This is a genomic window from Bradyrhizobium sp. WBOS07 (assembly GCF_024585165.1).
GTDB lineage: Bacteria > Pseudomonadota > Alphaproteobacteria > Rhizobiales > Xanthobacteraceae > Bradyrhizobium > Bradyrhizobium japonicum_B.
Genome location: NZ_CP029008.1, coordinates 2,062,828 through 2,078,585, shown reverse-complemented (window position 1 = coordinate 2,078,585; position 15,758 = coordinate 2,062,828). Strand labels below are relative to the sequence as shown.

Below are 15,758 nucleotides of genomic sequence, written 5' to 3'. Positions count from 1 at the left end.
GAGACGTGTGCGGCTCAGGAACCGGCCAGCGTGCCCGCCTCGCCCTGCGCGGTGTCACCGCGTTCCGAAGCCGCGGCACAATAGTCGTGCCAGAACTTGCGGTAGCCCGCTTCGAGCTCCCGGGTGTAGATCTCGACATTGCCGGCGGGCGAGGCTGCGATCTGGGCCGGTAGCCCTGCGCGCAACTTCGCCAGATGCTCGGGCTGCGCGGCAAACTTGCGGGCGATCTCGACATAGCCATCGTCGTCCTCGGCGACCCAGTCACCGAGCCCGACCGCGGCCACGATGGAGGCGCCGGCACGCGAGGAGGCGCCGATCCCGAGCTTGGCGACGACGGGAACGCCCTTGTAGAGAGATTCCCAGGTGCTGATGCCGCCATTTTGCGGGAACGTGTCGAGCGAGATGTCGACCTTGTCGAACGCCATCAGGTGGTCGTCGCGCGAGGTGGTGCCGAGGCACGTGATGTTCTCCTCCGCAATGCCCTGCGCGACGAAGCGCGCGATCAGGCTATCGCGCAGCAGTGCATCGTCGAGCAGACCATGCTTGAGGATGATCTTCGATCCCGGCACCTCCCGCATGATGCGCGACCACACGCGGATCGCATCGTCCGAGATCTTGTAGATGCGGTTGAACACGCCGAAAGTGACGTAGCCGTTGCGGAGCATCGGCAGCTCGGAGGGCTGCAGATTGGTGACCGGCTCCATCGTGATCAGGCACGGCAGATCGTGGATCTTCTCGGGAAACAAGTGCCGGACCGACGGCGGAATGAAGATGGGATCGGCGAGCACATAGTCCATGGTCGGCATGCCCGTGCCCGTCGCGTGTCCGAACCCGGTCGCCTGGATCGGAGCCGGCTTCCGCGCGAAGCATTGCAGCCGGTTGCCGGTGGTGTGGCCTGACACGTCGATCAGGATGTCGACATCGTCGGCCTGAATGCGATCGGCGAGTTCGTCGTCCGAAAGCCCCCAGGCATCGACCCAGACGTCCGCCAATGATTTGAATTTGGCGGTGTACTCGTCCGCCCCCGGCCAGGAATAGTAGCAGATGATCTTGAACCTGGTGTGATCATGATGGCGCAGCACCGGCAGCAAGGTGAGCCCCGCCGAATGCTGGCGGAACTCGGCCGCGACATAGCCGACCACGATCCGCTTGTCCGGATCGAGCGGCCGCTTCGGCAGCGTCCTTTGCGGAATCCTCGAGCCGATCGCATCCCACCAGGATTTCCGCACCGCCTGCTGCACCACGAAATCGGCCTCGGCGCGGTAGTCCTGCAGGAAGATCTTTCCCCGGATCGCGTCCCCGTAGTCCGGGCGAAGCGCCAGCGCGCGATCGAGATATTCGATCGCGGTGTCCATGTCGCCCTGGTTCGAATAGGCGAATCCCATCAGCGCCATTCCCATCTCGGAACGCGGGTTTCGCTCGATCAAGGTCGTCGCGGCTGCCATTGCCTGCGCGGTCTTTCCCATGACGAGGCAGGCCTGGGCCTTGCCCCGGAGCGCCAGCTCGAGCTTGGGCGAGATCGCAAGCGCCGCCTCGAAATCCGCAAGCGCGGGCTCCAGGCGCTGCAGTTCGTAACTGAGCCGCCCGCGCTGGGCCAGGATCCTCGGCGCGCCCGGCTTGATCGCCAGCGCCGCGGCAAACTTGGCGGCCGCCTCGTCGTGGTGCCGGAGCTCCATGCTCACCATGCCGCTGCCGACGATGGCTTCGGCATGACGCGGCTGAAACAGCAAGGCGCGCTCGAAACTCTCCTTGGCGCGCATCACCTGCCCGAGCACGATCTCGACCATGCCACGGTTGCAGAGCGCATCGGCGTAATCCGGTTTCAGCTTGATGGCGCGCTCGTGCATCTCGAGCGCCTGCTCGTACTGCCCCATATGCATCAGCGTGTTGCCGAGATTGGTGATCGCGACCGCGAAATTCGGCTTCAGCGCGATCGCCCTCTCCTGGCACTTCCGCGCCTCCTCGTAATTACCGAGGTCGAAATGCACGGTCGCGAGGTTGTTGTGGGCATCGTGCAGGCGCGGATCGAGCGCAATCACGCGCTCGATTAGCTCTTTCGCCTCCTCGAGGCGCCGGCCGTCATGGGCGCACATGCCGAGCAGATGCATGGCGTCGACATGATCCGGAAGGGCTTTCAGGATTTCGCGGCACAGCGCCTCGGTCTCGGCATACCGGCCCTGGCCATAGGCGTTTGCCGCAGCGGCAATGACGGCGTCGGCCTGCTTCATCAATTTCTTCTGCAATCGCGCGTTCTGGAATGCGCGCGCGCCGCCGCCGCCGTTCTGCAAGGTGTCTCTCCGGAGAATGCCCGAAGCCGAGTCTAACTGATTCGCGAGCGATGACCGCCCGGTCGCCGGACCAGCATCGCCCCCGGGGTTTCCCGGGGATCAGCGCAAGATCTGGCTGAGGAACAGCTTCGTGCGGGCGTGCTGAGGCGCCGCGAAGAACTCGTTCGGGGTGTTGGCCTCGATGATCTGGCCGGCGTCCATGAACACCACGCGGTTGGCGACCTCGCGGGCAAAACCCATCTCGTGGGTCACCACCATCATGGTCATGCCCTCCCCGGCGAGGTCCACCATGGTGTCCAGTACCTCCTTGACCATCTCCGGGTCGAGCGCCGAGGTCGGCTCGTCGAACAGCATCACCTTCGGATTCATCGTCAGGGCGCGGGCGATGGCGACGCGCTGCTGCTGGCCGCCGGACATCTGGCCCGGAAACTTGTTGGCCTGATGCGGGATCTTGACCCGTTCCAGGAACTTCATCGCGGTCGCCTCCGCGTCCTTCTTCGGGATGTTGCGGACCCAGATCGGCGCCAGCGTGCAATTGTCGAGCACCGTGAGGTGCGGGAACAGATTGAAGCTCTGAAACACCATGCCGACTTCGCGGCGCACGGCATCGACATGCTTGAGGTTGGGTCCGAGCTCGATGCCGTCGACGACGATCTCGCCCTCCTGGAATTCCTCGAGCGCGTTGATGCAGCGGATCAGCGTCGACTTGCCGGAACCGGAGGGCCCGCAGATCACGATGCGCTCGCCCTTGCGCACTTCGAGGTCGATGTCGCGCAGCACGTGAAAGTCGCCGTACCATTTGTTGAGGCCGGAAATCTTGACGATGGGGTCTGACATGGGGACCTCGATCAGCTGCGGCGGTGGGCGTTGAGACGATGCTCGACGAACAGCGAGTAGCGCGACATTCCAAAGCAGAAGATGAAGTAGATGATGCCGGCGAAGGCGAAGCCGGTGAACGCGGTCGACGGCGTCGACCATTTCGGATCCGAGAACGATGCCCTGAGCGAGCCCAGCAGATCGAACAGAGCCACGATCGAGACCAGCGAGGTGTCCTTGAACAGCGAGATGAAGCTGTTGACGAGGTTTGGAATGACGTGGCGCAACCCCTGCGGCAGCACGATCAACGAGGTCGTCTTCCACCAGGAGAGCCCGAGGGCGGCCGCCGCCTCGGTTTGCCCGCGCGGGATCGCGGCGAGCCCGCCGCGGACGTTCTCGGCCTGGTAGGCGCCGGTGAACAGCGCAATGCCGATCAATGCGCGAACGAGGCCGTCGACGGTGAAATTGCCGGGCAGGAACAGCGGCAGCATGTAGGTGGCGAAGAACAGCACGGTGATCAGGGGCACGCCGCGCCAGAACTCGATGAAGGCGATCGAGAAGATCCGGATCAGCGGAATGGTGGAGCGGCGGCCCAGCGCGAGCGCGATGCCGATCGGCAGCGAGGTGACGATGCCGGTGACGGAGACCACCAGCGTCACCAGCAGGCCGCCCCAAAGATTGGTCGCCACGACCGGCAATCCGCCGTGATCGAGATCCATGAGCCTGATGACGATGGCGATGGCAATGAAGGTGGCGATGCTCGATGCCAGAGCCCGCCCGCCGGTGCGAACGCCGCCGCCGAGAACGAAGGCGACCAGGCACGCGATCGCGGCCGTCGCCGCGAAATCGGCCCAGACCGGCTGGCCTGTCTCCTGGATATAGTCGCGCAACCAGGTGAGCGGAAAGATCAGCCAATGGACCGCCGTACCGAATAGCACGATGAGGCTTCCGACGCCCCACAGCAGCGGTCCGATCGCCGAATTCTTGCTGAGACCGAGCAGCGCCTGTCCGGCGCCAATGATGCTCTCGTCGAACAACTCCAGGAGACCGGCCGTCCAGCTCAGGCCGAAGCCCTTGATGCCGCCTCCGTGCAGCAGGAAGAATGCGACCACCGGAAACGCGACGAAGAACATGCCGGCGTTCAGGCTCTTCGCCGGCAGCCGCGGTACGAGCAGCGGCACCAATAGGACCGCGGCCAGGATGAATGTGAGATCGACCCGCCAGCGTTCGGCCTCGGGATAGAAGCCGTAGATCAGCTGCGGGAGCTTCGCCTGGATGTAGGGCCAGCAGGCGCCGACCGCGAAACCGGCGTTCTCGGCGAGGCAGGCGGTGCGGTCCTTGCCGCTCCAGACCGCATCGACGACCAGGAACTTGACGGAGGGAACGATCGTGTACCAGAGCAGCAAGGCGCCCAGGATCGTCAGCAGGATGTTGGTCGGCGAGTTGAACAGGCGCGTGCGCATCAGGCCGATGAAGCCGGTGGTCTTCACCGGCGCGGGTCGCTCGGCGAGCAGGTCACGGCGGACGAAGCGGGACGAGACGACATCGCTCATGCGCCCAGACTCCGGCTGACCCGCCAACCATAGAGGCTCATGATGGCGCTGGTGACGAGCGAGATCAGAAGGTAGATGCCCATCGTCATGGCGATGATCTCGATCGCCTGCCCGGTCTGGCTCAGCGATGTGCCGGCAAATACCGAGACGAGGTCCGGATAGCCGATCGCGACCGCCAGCGACGAGTTCTTGGTGAGATTGAGATACTGGTTGGTCAGCGGCGGCACGATGACGCGCATGGCCTGCGGCACGACGATCAGGCGGAGCGTAGCGCCGCGGCTGAGGCCCAGCGAGGACCCCGCCTCCATCTGCCCCTTGTGAACGGACAGGATACCGGCGCGCACGATCTCGGCGATGAACGCGGCCGTGTAGGTCGACAGCGCCACCACCAGTGCCACGAATTCCGGGATGATGCGCGAGCCGCCTGCGAAATTGAATCCCCTCAGCTGCGGCAGCTCGAACGTGAAGGGCAAACCGAATGCCAGCGTCGTGGCCAGCGGAAACCCGAACAGCAGGGCCAGCACGTAAGGCCAGATGCGGATAACGTGGCCACGCTGAAACAGCGCTCGCCTTGCGTAGAAGCGCAGGGCCAGCGAGGCGACGATGCCGAACGCCAACACCACCAGGAACGGCGCGAGACCGCTCTGGCCGATCGGACTGGGGATGACGAGGCCGCGATTGCTGATGAAGGCGATGCCGAACAGCGAGATGCTCTGCCGCGGATTGGGCAAGGCCGCCAGCACCGCCAGATACCAGAACAGGATCTGGAACAGGAGTGGCAGGTTGCGGATGACCTCGACATAGATCTCGCCGATGCGCGACAGCAGCCAGTTCGGCGACAGCCGGCACAGCGCGACGACGAAGCCGAACACGGTGGCGAAGACGATGCCCACCACCGAGACCACGAGCGTGTTCAGGAGACCGACCACGAACACGCGCAGGAACGTATCCGAGCCGGTATAGGAGATCAGGGTCTGGTTGACGTCGAAACCGGCGTTGTTGCGCAGGAAACCGAAGCCGGCGGCAATGTGCTGGTTCTCCAGGTTGGCGCGAGCATTGGAGACGATCTCGTAGCCGATCCAGCCCAGGACCGCCGCGAAGGCAAACTGGACGGCAACGCCGTTCCAGCCTGCCTTGCCGCCCAGAAGGCGCCTGATCTTCAGCGCGATCTGGGGCGGCGGTTTTCGGGCCTCGGTGCTCATGCCGCTGTCAGCGGGTCAGGAGCGGTCAGCGGATCGGCGGCGCGTACTGAAGACCGCCCTTGTTCCAGAGATTGTTGAGGCCGCGGTTGATGGCGAGCGGCGAGCCCGCGCCGACGTTGCGGTCGAACACCTCGCCGTAATTGCCGACCGTCTTCACGATCCGCACCACCCAATCCTTGGTCAGGCCGAGCTGTTCGCCGAAATTGCCGTCGCTGCCGACAACCCGCTTCATCTCCGGATTATCCAGCTTCGCCTTCTCGTCGACGTTCTTCGAGGTCACCCCGAGCTCCTCGGCGGTGATCATCGCGAACAACGTCCACTTCACGATGTCGAACCACTGGTCGTCGCCGTGGCGCACCATCGGGCCGAGCGGCTCCTTGGAGATGATCTCGGGCAGCACCATGTGGTCGTTGGGACTGGCGAGCTTGAGGCGGTTGGCGTAGAGGCCAGACTGGTCCGTGGTGAAGACGTCGCAGCGCCCGGCTTCATAGGCCTTGACCGTTTCGTCGTTGGTGGCGAACGCGATCACCTCGTACTTCATGTTGTTCGCCTTGAAGTAGTCGGCGAGATTTTGCTCAGTCGTCGTGCCGGTCTGCACGCAGACCGAGGCGCTGTTGAGCTCGAGCGCCGAGTTCACCTTGAGCGACTTCTTCACCATGAAGCCCTGCCCGTCATAATAGGTCACGCCGGTAAAATTGGCGCCGAGCGAGGTGTCGCGCGAGATGGTCCAGGTGGTGTTGCGCGAGAGCACGTCGATCTCGCCGGACTGGAGCGCGGTGAAGCGGTCCTTGGCGGACAGCGGCACGAACTTGACCTTGGTCGGGTCGTTGAAGATCGCGCCGGCGATGGCGCGGCAGACGTCGACGTCGATGCCGGTCCAGTTGCCCTTGTCGTCGGGCGAGGAGAAACCGGGCAGGCCCTGGCTGACGCCGCAGGACAGCATGCCCCGGTCCTTGACCGTCTTGAGCGTTTGCGCATCGGCGGCTTGGACGGAGAGACCGGCGGCGAGAGCAAGAGTGAGAGCCAGGGTTACGCGTTTCATGGGCTTTGGGCCTTTCAAAGTCGTCTCAAGGAACGTTGTCTCAGGATCATCCCTGCCGGGCCGGGCATATCAAGACCAGCCTTGCAAGAGTCATGCTGGAAAACCTTGCCGAACACTCGCCGATCCCGGGAGGCCATACCTTAATCCCCGCCGCTGGCGCCCGCCGCTATGGGCTGTGCGCAAAGTTCGGTCAGACGATGGATCGAAGGTCGCGGCAGGCCCCTCAACATGCGGCGACTGAATAGCACCTGCGCATCACAGAACGACTGGCGTGCCGGGTCAAGGGGTTGACGGGACTCTTCTGTGTTCTGTTATTAACGACAGCGGCCTTTCGGCCGGCCCGTCGGGCGCCCAGCCCCGACCGGAAACGCGGTTTTGAAAGCAGACGCATGGATTCCTCGCACCCCCAAGAGCAGAAGGCCGAGACCCGGCTGGTCACCTCCGGCCGCGACACCAAGGCGCAGAAGGGGTTCGTCAATCCGCCGGTTTTCCACGGCTCGACCGTGCTCTATCCGACCGCCGAGGACCTGCACGCCCATCGCGGCGAGTTCACCTATGGCCGCCACGGTTCCCCCACCACCAAGGCGTTCCAGGAGACGCTGATGGCGTTGGAGGGGCCGCAATGCGCCGGCGTCGGCATCGTGCCGTCGGGATTGTCGGCGATCTCCACCACCCTGCTCGCGCTGCTGAAGGCCGGCGACCACATTCTGGTAGTCGACAACGTCTACCGCCCCTCGCGCAATTTCTGCAACGGCATGCTCGCCCGCTACGGCGTCGAGACCACGTACTTTGATCCGCTGATCGGTGCCGGCATCGACAAGCTGTTCAAGCCGAACACCCGCGCGGTGCTGGTGGAGGCGCCGGGCTCGCAATCGTTCGAGATGCCGGACATCCGCGCCATCGCCGAGGTCGCGCATGCGAAGGGCGCGCTCGTCATCGACGACAACACCTGGGCAACGCCGCTCTATCACCGCTCGCTCGAACAGGGCGTCGACGTCAGCATGCAGGCCGCCACCAAATATATCGGCGGCCATTCCGACATCATGTTCGGCACGATCTCGGCCAATGCCAAGGCCTGGCCGATCGTTGCCGAAGGCATCCGCCTGCTCGGGGTCTGCGCCGGTCCCGACGACGTGTTCCTCGCGCTGCGCGGCCTGCGCACGCTGTCGGTCCGGCTGGCGCAGCATCATCGCTCCGGTCTCGACATGGCGCGCTGGCTCGCTGCCAGGCCGGAGGTTGCTCGCGTGCTGCATCCGGGCCTGGAGACCGATCCCGGTCACGCCATCTGGAAGCGCGACTTCACCGGCGCATCCGGCCTGTTCAGCATCGTGCTGAAGCCGGCGCCGCAGCAGGCCGTCGACGCCATGCTCAACACGCTCAAGCTGTTCGGCATGGGTTTTTCCTGGGGCGGCTTCGAGAGCCTTGCGATTCCCTTCGATTGCGATGCCTATCGCACCGCGACCAAATGGGCGCCCGGCGGGCCAACTCTGCGCCTGCACATCGGGCTCGAAAGCACCGACGATCTCAAGGCCGATCTCGATCGCGGCTTTGCTGCCCTCAAAGCGGCAATGTGAGCCCGCTCACAGGGCATTGCGCCTGCTGACGCGTCAGGCGCGACGCGGTCGACGCGCAACGTGCGCCGCGGCGGACGCACGACGTGCGGGAACGTGCAAGTGTCGTAAACGTTAACGACGACGCGCCAACAAATGATTTGATCCACTGCCGTTTAGCGCTAGCCTCACCAATCGACTCCAATCCGGACACGGAGAATGGGAACGTTGGTTCTGCTCGACCTCATGGGCGGCGTGGCGCTGTTGCTGTGGGGCCTGCACATGGTCCACAGCGGGATTCTGCGCGCCTTCGGTCCGGACCTCAGGCGCCTGCTGGGCAAGGCGCTGGGCAGCCGCGTCAACGCCTTTGCCGCCGGCCTCGGGCTCACCGCCCTGCTCCAGAGCAGCACGGCGACCGCCTTGATCACGAGCTCGTTCGCGGCCGAAGGCCTTGTCAGCCTCGCCGCCGCGCTTGCCATCATGTTGGGCGCCAATGTCGGCACGACGCTGATCGTGCAGGTGCTGTCGTTCAACATCGCAGCAATTGCGCCGGTCCTGTTCGTGCTCGGGCTCGTCGCGTTCCGCTCCGGCCCGCGTTCGCGGATCAAGGACATCGGCCGCGTCTGCATCGGCCTTGGCCTCATGCTGCTCTCGCTGCACATCCTGCTCGACACGCTGGCGCCGGCCGAGAACGCCCCCGGCGTCCGCGTCGTGATGTCGGCCATCACCGGCGATCCCATCCTGTGCATCGTGATCGCCGCCCTCGTCACTTGGGCGGTGCATTCGAGCGTCGCCAGCGTGCTCCTGATCATGTCGCTGGCCTATTCGCAGTTCATCACGCCCTACGCGGCGCTGGCGCTCGTGCTCGGGGCCAATCTCGGCAGCGCCATCAATCCCGTGTTCGAGGGCGCCAGGCGTGACAATCCTGCGAGCTATCGCCTGCCGGTCGGCAATCTCGTCAACCGCGTGATCGGCATTGCCCTGGTCCTGCCCTTCCTGGGCGGGATCGCCGAGCACATGCACGCCTGGCAGCCGGATCTCGCCAAGATGACGGCGGCCTTCCACATCGCCTTCAATGTCGGCACGGCAATCGTCTTCATCGGCCTGCTCGACGCCATGTCGCGCCTGCTCACTCGTCTTTTCCCGGATCGCGTTCAGGAGGCCGACCCGGCCCGGCCGCGCTATCTCGACGAGACCGCGCTGGAGACGCCGTCGCTGGCGCTCGCTGATGCCGCGCGCGAGACGTTGCGCATGGGCGATCTCGTCGAGGTCATGCTGCGCAAGGTGATGGCCGCGATGATGACGGGCGATCGTATGCTGGTCGACCAGGTCTCCAAGATGGACAATCTCGTCGACGGTCTCGACGAGGCCATCAAGCTCTACGTGACCAAGCTGATGCGGGGCAGCCTCGACGAGAGCGAAGGACGGCGCGCGATGGAGATCATCTCCTTCGCCATCAACCTCGAACACATCGGCGACATCATCGACAAGAGCCTGAGCGAGCTCGCCACAAAGAAGATCAAGCGGCGTTTCCAGTTCTCGGCGGAAGGGGCAGACGAGCTCGCCGCGTTCCACAAGCGCACGATGGACTCGCTGCGGATCGCGTTCGGCGTCTTCATGTCGGGCGACGCCAACGAGGCCCGCAAGCTGCTGGTGGAGAAAACCGCGCTGCGCAACACCGAGCTTGCCGCGGTCGAGCGGCATCTCGATCGCCTGCGCGAGGGCCGTCCCGAAACCATCGAAACGACGTCACTGCATCTCGACGTGCTGCGCGACCTGCGCCGTATCCACTCGCACATCTGCTCGGTCGCCTATCCCGTGCTCGATGCGGCCGGCGAACCCTACCGCAGGACCGAGGCCAACCAAGCCGCCCTGCCCGCCTCGGATGCCGCGTCGGCGATACCGCGCTAGTTCGGGCGCGACGCGCTCCGGGAGGCCGTCGGCCCACCCGACTGCTGCGTTGCGAGCGCTGACAAATTTGCAGCCATTCCTCTATCTCCGCTGGGTTCGCGGCTGGAGTCGAACCCTGCAACATGACGCGCCGGCGCTACTCTGTGTGATCGGGGGCCTCGACGCTCCAGCTCGCGTCAGCGCCAAATGGATGGTCTATGAAGAACACCCATGTTCCGTCGGGCAGCTTGCGATGAACCTCCATGCCATGATGATGAACCTGGATCGGCCTGCCGTCTGGCCCGATGCCTTTGATCAGCCATTGGGAGCGCGTCATGGCGAAATCGCCCGCAATGGTCGTGTGATGCGTGACGACATCCATATGCGGCCGTAATCCGATATAGGCGGCCATCGTCTCGCGGATGGCGTCGGCCCCACGGGCGACCCTGGTTCCACCGTGGACGTCATCGACTTGCACGATCGACGCATCGCGGTGGTACATTGCGGCGGCCGCTTCTACATTGTGGCTGTTGAATGCTCGGGCAAGCCAGAGATTGCAAAGTTCCGGAGATGGTGCGCCCATGTTGGACTCTCCTTCTTGACGGCAACGGCACGTTGTTCGTGGCGTTGATGTAGATCGAGAGACTGACGGGCGCGATCTGTTCTTTTGCCGTTCGATCTTGCGCAATCGCACAGCGGCGACCGTGGCAGGGAACCGGAGTCCGTTGATGGTCCAGCGCCTGGATTGGGATGATCTTCGATACGTTCTCGCGGTCGCCGACGAAGGTTCACTGGCAGGCGGCGCCCGATCCCTCGGCGTCAACCACACCACTGTCTTGCGGCGGATTGGAGTGATCGAGAAGCGGCTCGGCCTGCGCCTGTTCGAGCGCCTGCCGAGCGGCTATCTCTTGACCGCGGGCGGCAAGGAAATGATCGTCGCGGCGCGGAACGTCGATGACACGATTGCCGCGCTGGAGCGCCGACTCGCGGGCCGCGATCTCGAGCTGTCCGGACAGTTGCGCATCACGACGACCGACACTCTCATGGTATCCGTCCTTCCGGCCGCACTCGGCGAGTTCGCCGATCAGCACTCCGGCATCACGATCGAGATCGCCATAGCCAATGCCATGTACAGTTTGACGCGGCGCGACGCCGACGTTGCGGTCAGGCCGGCGACCAATCCGCCGTCGCATTTGGTCGGGCGACGCATCGCGTCGCTGGCCTTTGCCGTCTATGCCAGCCCACGCTACTTGGATCGCACGGGCATTTCACCGAGTCTTTCGGCCCCCCATCGCTGGCTCGCTCCCGATGACAGCCTTTCGGCGTCCACCATTGCCCGATGGATGCATGGTGTCAACGGAGAGGCCGAAGTCGTGGCACGTGCAAATTCCCTTGTTGCGCTCCGCGATCTGGCACGCGAAGGCATCGGTGTGACCGCACTACCCTGCTATCTCGGCGACCTCTCGCCCGGACTCACACGGCTCGGAGAGCCGATCGCGGCGATGACGTCGGCACTCTGGGTGCTAACGCATGAGGATCTGCGCGAAACCGCCCGCGTCCGGGCGTTCACCGAGTTTGTGAGCGAAGCCTTCATCAAGCGGCGGGCATTGCTGGAAGGCAGGGCGGGCGGTGACGCGGTTGCTCCTATCGGCGACCGGTGACGATCAGCGCTCCAGCGTCTTCGAGGCGCTGCCGCGGTTCTTCCAGATCAGCATGATGTTGCGAATGTAGATAATGGTCGCGAGCGATTGTCCGAGGATGATGATCGGCTCGCGCTTCACCACGCCGTAGACCAGGGTCATCAGGCCGCCGCCCATCGAGCAGAACCAGAACGCCATCGGCACCACGCTGTTGCCGGCGCGCTCGCTCGCGATCCATTGCACCAGGAAGCGCGCGGTGAAGAACAGCTGCGCGACCAGGCCGAATGCCAGCCAGAAATCGAATTTGGCGACGAAGACGTCGTAGAGATAATTGCTCAGCGCCTGACCGTATTGGATGATCATGCGGTCACCTCAGTCACGTCTGGTGTCGGCTTCTTGCGGCGGATCAGCCACCACACGCCGGCGAGATCCATGATGCCGATCCAGAGCCGGTCAAAGAAACCGTAATTCGACACGCCGGAATGGCGCGGCCGGTCGATCACGTCGACATAGGCGATGTCGTAGCCCTCGCGGCGGACCAGCGCCGGCAGGAAGCGATGCAGCCCGTCGAAATAGGGCATCATCAGGAAGACCTCGCGCCGGAACGCCTTCAATCCGCAGCCGGTATCCCGCGTGCCGTCCTTGAGGATGGCGTTGCGGACGCCGTTGGCCACGCGCGACTGGAATTTCTTGAAGCCGGTATCCTTGCGTCCGACGCGCTGCCCCGCAGCGAGGCCGACGCGCCCTGATCCCTTCTCGACCGCCGCGATCAGGTCGGGCAGGAAGGCCGGATTGTTCTGGCCGTCGCCGTCGAGCGTCGCCACGATCACGCCACGCGCCGCGCGCACCCCGCTGCGCACAGCCGCGGATTGACCGCCCGATCTGGCGTGGCGGAGCTGGCGCAGATTGTCCCGCTGCGTCATCAGCGTCGTGATCCGTTCGCCGGTCGCATCGGTCGAGCCGTCGTTGACGTAGATGATCTCGTAGTCCCAGCGGCCGTCGAGCGCCGCGCCGATCTCCGCGATCAGCGGCGCGATGTTGTCGGCTTCGTTGCGCACGGGAACGACGATGGAAACCGAAGGCTGGGAAACCGAAGGCTGGGACGTCGACAAGTGAGGCTCGTGGTTGGAATTGGCCTGCCATTGGAACCGGCGGTCCCGGCAGGCAGCCGCTTTTATGGGGCGGATGCCTCGTGGGCAACCCTTTTGAGGCGGCCCGAGACAGCCCCCGCAAGCGGCACGATGGAGCCGTCGGCGCGGATGGCGAAGCCCAGCCTTCGGGCCGCGAACCAGTAGCGGACCGCCATGGCGCCGATCGTGCCGACCAGGGCGCCGGCCACGACGTCGCTCGGGTGATGGGCGACCAGCACCAGCCGCGTCAGCAGGATCACGATTGCGTAAGTGAACATGAAGACGCGCAGGCGCGGCCACAATGCCGATACCGCAAACGCCAGGGCGAACGCGGCCACGGCATGGCCTGACGGCAGGCTGGCATACGCCCCCGTCCCCTCGAACGGAACGAAGTTGAACGGATTGGCCTTGCCGCCGACAAACGGACGTCCGCGGCCGATGCAATATTTCAGGATCTCGGCGACGAATGCCGACACGGCAATCGACAGAAACACGAACTGCAGCCGCGTACCGAGACCGAGCAGCAGCGCGCGGCGCGTTCCGTGAAGCCCTGCCGCGACGAACGCCAACACCACCAGCGCGGCCCCGAGCACCGAGAGCAGATACTCGTCCTTGCCGAAATCGGTCAGGATGCGGATCGGCCACAGGCTGGGCGTGCCGCGAGGAGGCATCAGCTGGATCTCGGTCTGGTCGAACGCGACCATCAGCACGATCGCGAGGGCCGCGCCCGCCGCGCTGAGCCACAGCGAATGCCGCGCCAGCTTGCGCGCGGCCTCGGCGCGGCGTGAATGCGAGGGCGTGCGGACGAGCTGCGCCAGCGCGCGCCTCGACACGGCGAGCAATTGCGCGGGGTAGCCCGGACGCGGCGCGGGGCTGGTCGTAACAGGCATCCTACTCGGTGCCTTCCGACCGGAAGATCGAAATCGAGATCGCGCGGCCTTGCGAGAAATTGTAGCCGTCGATGCGGGTCCCGACCTTGTAGCGCAGCCCGATCGCCTCGGCGCGCTGCACGAAGCTGCGCTCCGAGCGCTGCTCGATCAGCGCAAAACGGCAGCTGCCTTGCCGCAGGAAATCCGCCGCGCCCGAGCCGTCGGTGAGCACGGTCTGGGTGCCCGTCAGGAACACGAGGCTGGGCTCATGATAGCCGGCCGCAGCCGCCTTCGGCCCGACGCAGGTGACGTTGCGGAGCGCGCGCGCGACCTCGATGCTCGGAAACAGCGGCGTCAGCGACGGCAACACGATGCCATACACGATCACAGCCAGCATCAGGGCCGCGACCAGCGCGTTGAGCAGCGAGCGTTCGGCGCGGTTGTTGTCGTAGAGCCACCAGGCGAACAGGCCGAAGATCAGCGACGCCGCGATGAACGGCCAGGCCACGAAGGCGGGCTGCCGCGTCAGGATCACCGCGCCGACCACCGCGATGATCGAGGTGGCCGCAGGGATCGCGAACCACCAGGCCGAACCGCGCATCAGCCAGGAGCGCGACAGCACGCGCCGCTCCACCGCACCGGCGGTGAGAATGGCGATCGCCGGATAGAGCGGCAGCACGTAATGCGGCAGCTTGGTCAGCACCGCCTCGAACACGATCCAGGACGGGATTAGCCAGGCCAGCAGAAACTGCGCGCCGGGCTCCCGCCGCGCCCGCCACACCGCGGGCGCCGCCATCGCCGCGAGCGGTGCGCCGGGCCAGAACGTGATCCAGAACAGCGCCAGGTAAAGTCCGGGCGGCGCGCCATGGGATTCCTGGGCGCCCAACTTGCTCAGCATGTCGCCGCCGACGGAGTCCGCAAAGAAGGCCTCGCCCGCGCGCCAGAAGATCGCGACGAACCAGGGCAGCACCAGTACCAGCATCCACATCAGGCCCCAGACCGGGCGCAGCTTCCACAGCCAGGAGGCATCGCGGTCCTGGATCGCCAGCGCAACGATGGTCAGCCCGGCGAACATCAGGATCAGCGGGCCCTTGATCAGGATGCCGACCGCAAGCGCGGTCCAAAAGATCGCGGGCCAGCTCCAGGGCGGATGCGTCTCGTCCTCGGCGCGCTGCCACGACAGATAGGCCCGCGCCATCGCCCCCATCGCGGCGACCACGCAGAGCAGCAGCATCGCATCGGTCTTGGCGAGGCGCGCCTCGACCCCGAGCAGCACCGAGGCGCACATCATCAACGCCGCCAGCACCGCGGCGCGCCGCGTGACGAAGCCGAGCGCGGCCCAATAGGTCATGAGCACGGCGCCGATCGCCCCGAACAGCGACGGCAGCCGGTAGACCCAGATCCGCAACTCGGCCTTCGGCAGCTTGAGCATCTGGGCGGCTTCCACCGTCGCCGATTGCAACCAGTAGATGCCGATCGGCTTCTTGTAGCGGACGTCCTCCTGGAAGCGGATATCGACATAGTCGCCGCTCTCGACCATCTGCTTGGTGGCCTGGGCGAACCGCGCCTCGTCGCGATCGATCGGGGGGATCGTGAAGAAGCCCGGCAGGAACAACAGCAGCGCGCATAGCAGCAGGAAGGCGACGGCGCGGGCATGGCTGGCCGTGACGACATCGAGCATGCGCACGAGTCCGCTGCCCGGATTTGCAGGCGATTTCGGTTCGCGGGGGGCTCCAAAACGGGGGGCTGGGTAGGTCTCGGCCATTGGTTCCGCTTAC

General features: G+C 65.1%; 13 protein-coding genes. 3 read left to right on the top strand and 10 right to left on the bottom strand.

What is annotated here, in order from left to right:
* Positions 1–14: 14 nt before the first annotated feature.
* The 5 genes from DCM79_RS09820 to DCM79_RS09800 all read right to left on the bottom strand — a co-directional run bounded on the left by DCM79_RS09820 (position 15) and on the right by DCM79_RS09800 (position 6,901).
* Positions 15–2,288, bottom strand: a complete 2,274-nt coding sequence (locus DCM79_RS09820; protein WP_257179658.1) for a tetratricopeptide repeat protein — start codon at positions 2,286–2,288, stop codon at positions 15–17.
* 99 nt (positions 2,289–2,387) lie between these two features.
* A complete protein-coding gene (locus DCM79_RS09815; protein WP_257179657.1) occupies positions 2,388–3,125 on the bottom strand; it encodes an amino acid ABC transporter ATP-binding protein in 738 nt (245 codons plus the stop codon).
* Positions 3,126–3,136: 11 nt separating this feature from the next.
* A complete protein-coding gene (locus DCM79_RS09810; protein ID WP_257179656.1) occupies positions 3,137–4,657 on the bottom strand; it encodes an amino acid ABC transporter permease in 1,521 nt (506 codons plus the stop codon).
* Complete coding sequence (locus DCM79_RS09805; RefSeq protein ID WP_257179655.1) at positions 4,654–5,859, bottom strand: amino acid ABC transporter permease; 1,206 nt, start codon at positions 5,857–5,859, stop codon at positions 4,654–4,656. Before DCM79_RS09805 ends, DCM79_RS09810 begins: the two co-directional genes overlap by 4 nt.
* Before the next feature lie 25 nt (positions 5,860–5,884).
* Positions 5,885–6,901, bottom strand: coding sequence for an amino acid ABC transporter substrate-binding protein (locus DCM79_RS09800; RefSeq protein ID WP_257179654.1), 1,017 nt, complete (start codon positions 6,899–6,901; stop codon positions 5,885–5,887).
* A 389-nt stretch (positions 6,902–7,290) separates the two neighbouring features.
* On the opposite strand from DCM79_RS09800, the gene metC reads away from it, so the two are divergent.
* A complete protein-coding gene (gene metC / locus DCM79_RS09795; protein WP_257179653.1) occupies positions 7,291–8,475 on the top strand; it encodes a cystathionine beta-lyase in 1,185 nt (394 codons plus the stop codon).
* Positions 8,476–8,670: 195 nt separating this feature from the next.
* The gene (locus tag DCM79_RS09790; protein WP_257179652.1) at positions 8,671–10,362 is read left to right on the top strand and encodes a Na/Pi cotransporter family protein; all 1,692 of its coding nucleotides are present in this window, start codon (positions 8,671–8,673) and stop codon (positions 10,360–10,362) included.
* Between the two features lie 136 nt (positions 10,363–10,498).
* Here DCM79_RS09790 and DCM79_RS09785 read toward each other — a convergent pair whose 3' ends face one another.
* Positions 10,499–10,924 carry a nuclear transport factor 2 family protein gene (locus DCM79_RS09785; RefSeq protein WP_257179651.1) on the bottom strand — a complete coding sequence of 142 codons (426 nt, stop codon included), beginning with the start codon at positions 10,922–10,924 and terminating at the stop codon, positions 10,499–10,501.
* Positions 10,925–11,069: 145 nt separating this feature from the next.
* On the opposite strand from DCM79_RS09785, the gene DCM79_RS09780 reads away from it, so the two are divergent.
* Positions 11,070–12,002, top strand: coding sequence for a LysR family transcriptional regulator (locus DCM79_RS09780; protein ID WP_257179650.1), 933 nt, complete (start codon positions 11,070–11,072; stop codon positions 12,000–12,002).
* A gap of 3 nt (positions 12,003–12,005) precedes the next feature.
* On the opposite strand, the gene DCM79_RS09775 is transcribed toward DCM79_RS09780, so the two are convergent.
* From DCM79_RS09775 to DCM79_RS09760, 4 genes are all read right to left on the bottom strand, one after another.
* Positions 12,006–12,344 carry a lipid-A-disaccharide synthase N-terminal domain-containing protein gene (locus tag DCM79_RS09775; RefSeq protein ID WP_257179649.1) on the bottom strand — a complete coding sequence of 113 codons (339 nt, stop codon included), beginning with the start codon at positions 12,342–12,344 and terminating at the stop codon, positions 12,006–12,008.
* Positions 12,341–13,093 carry a glycosyltransferase family 2 protein gene (locus DCM79_RS09770; protein WP_257179648.1) on the bottom strand — a complete coding sequence of 251 codons (753 nt, stop codon included), beginning with the start codon at positions 13,091–13,093 and terminating at the stop codon, positions 12,341–12,343. The genes DCM79_RS09775 and DCM79_RS09770 overlap by 4 nt, the downstream gene beginning before the upstream one ends.
* A gap of 62 nt (positions 13,094–13,155) precedes the next feature.
* Complete coding sequence (locus tag DCM79_RS09765; protein WP_257179647.1) at positions 13,156–14,001, bottom strand: phosphatase PAP2 family protein; 846 nt, start codon at positions 13,999–14,001, stop codon at positions 13,156–13,158.
* A gap of 1 nt (position 14,002) precedes the next feature.
* Entirely contained in the window at positions 14,003–15,745 is a 1,743-nt protein-coding gene (locus DCM79_RS09760; protein ID WP_257179646.1) for a glycosyltransferase family 39 protein, read from the bottom strand.
* Positions 15,746–15,758 lie beyond the last annotated feature (13 nt).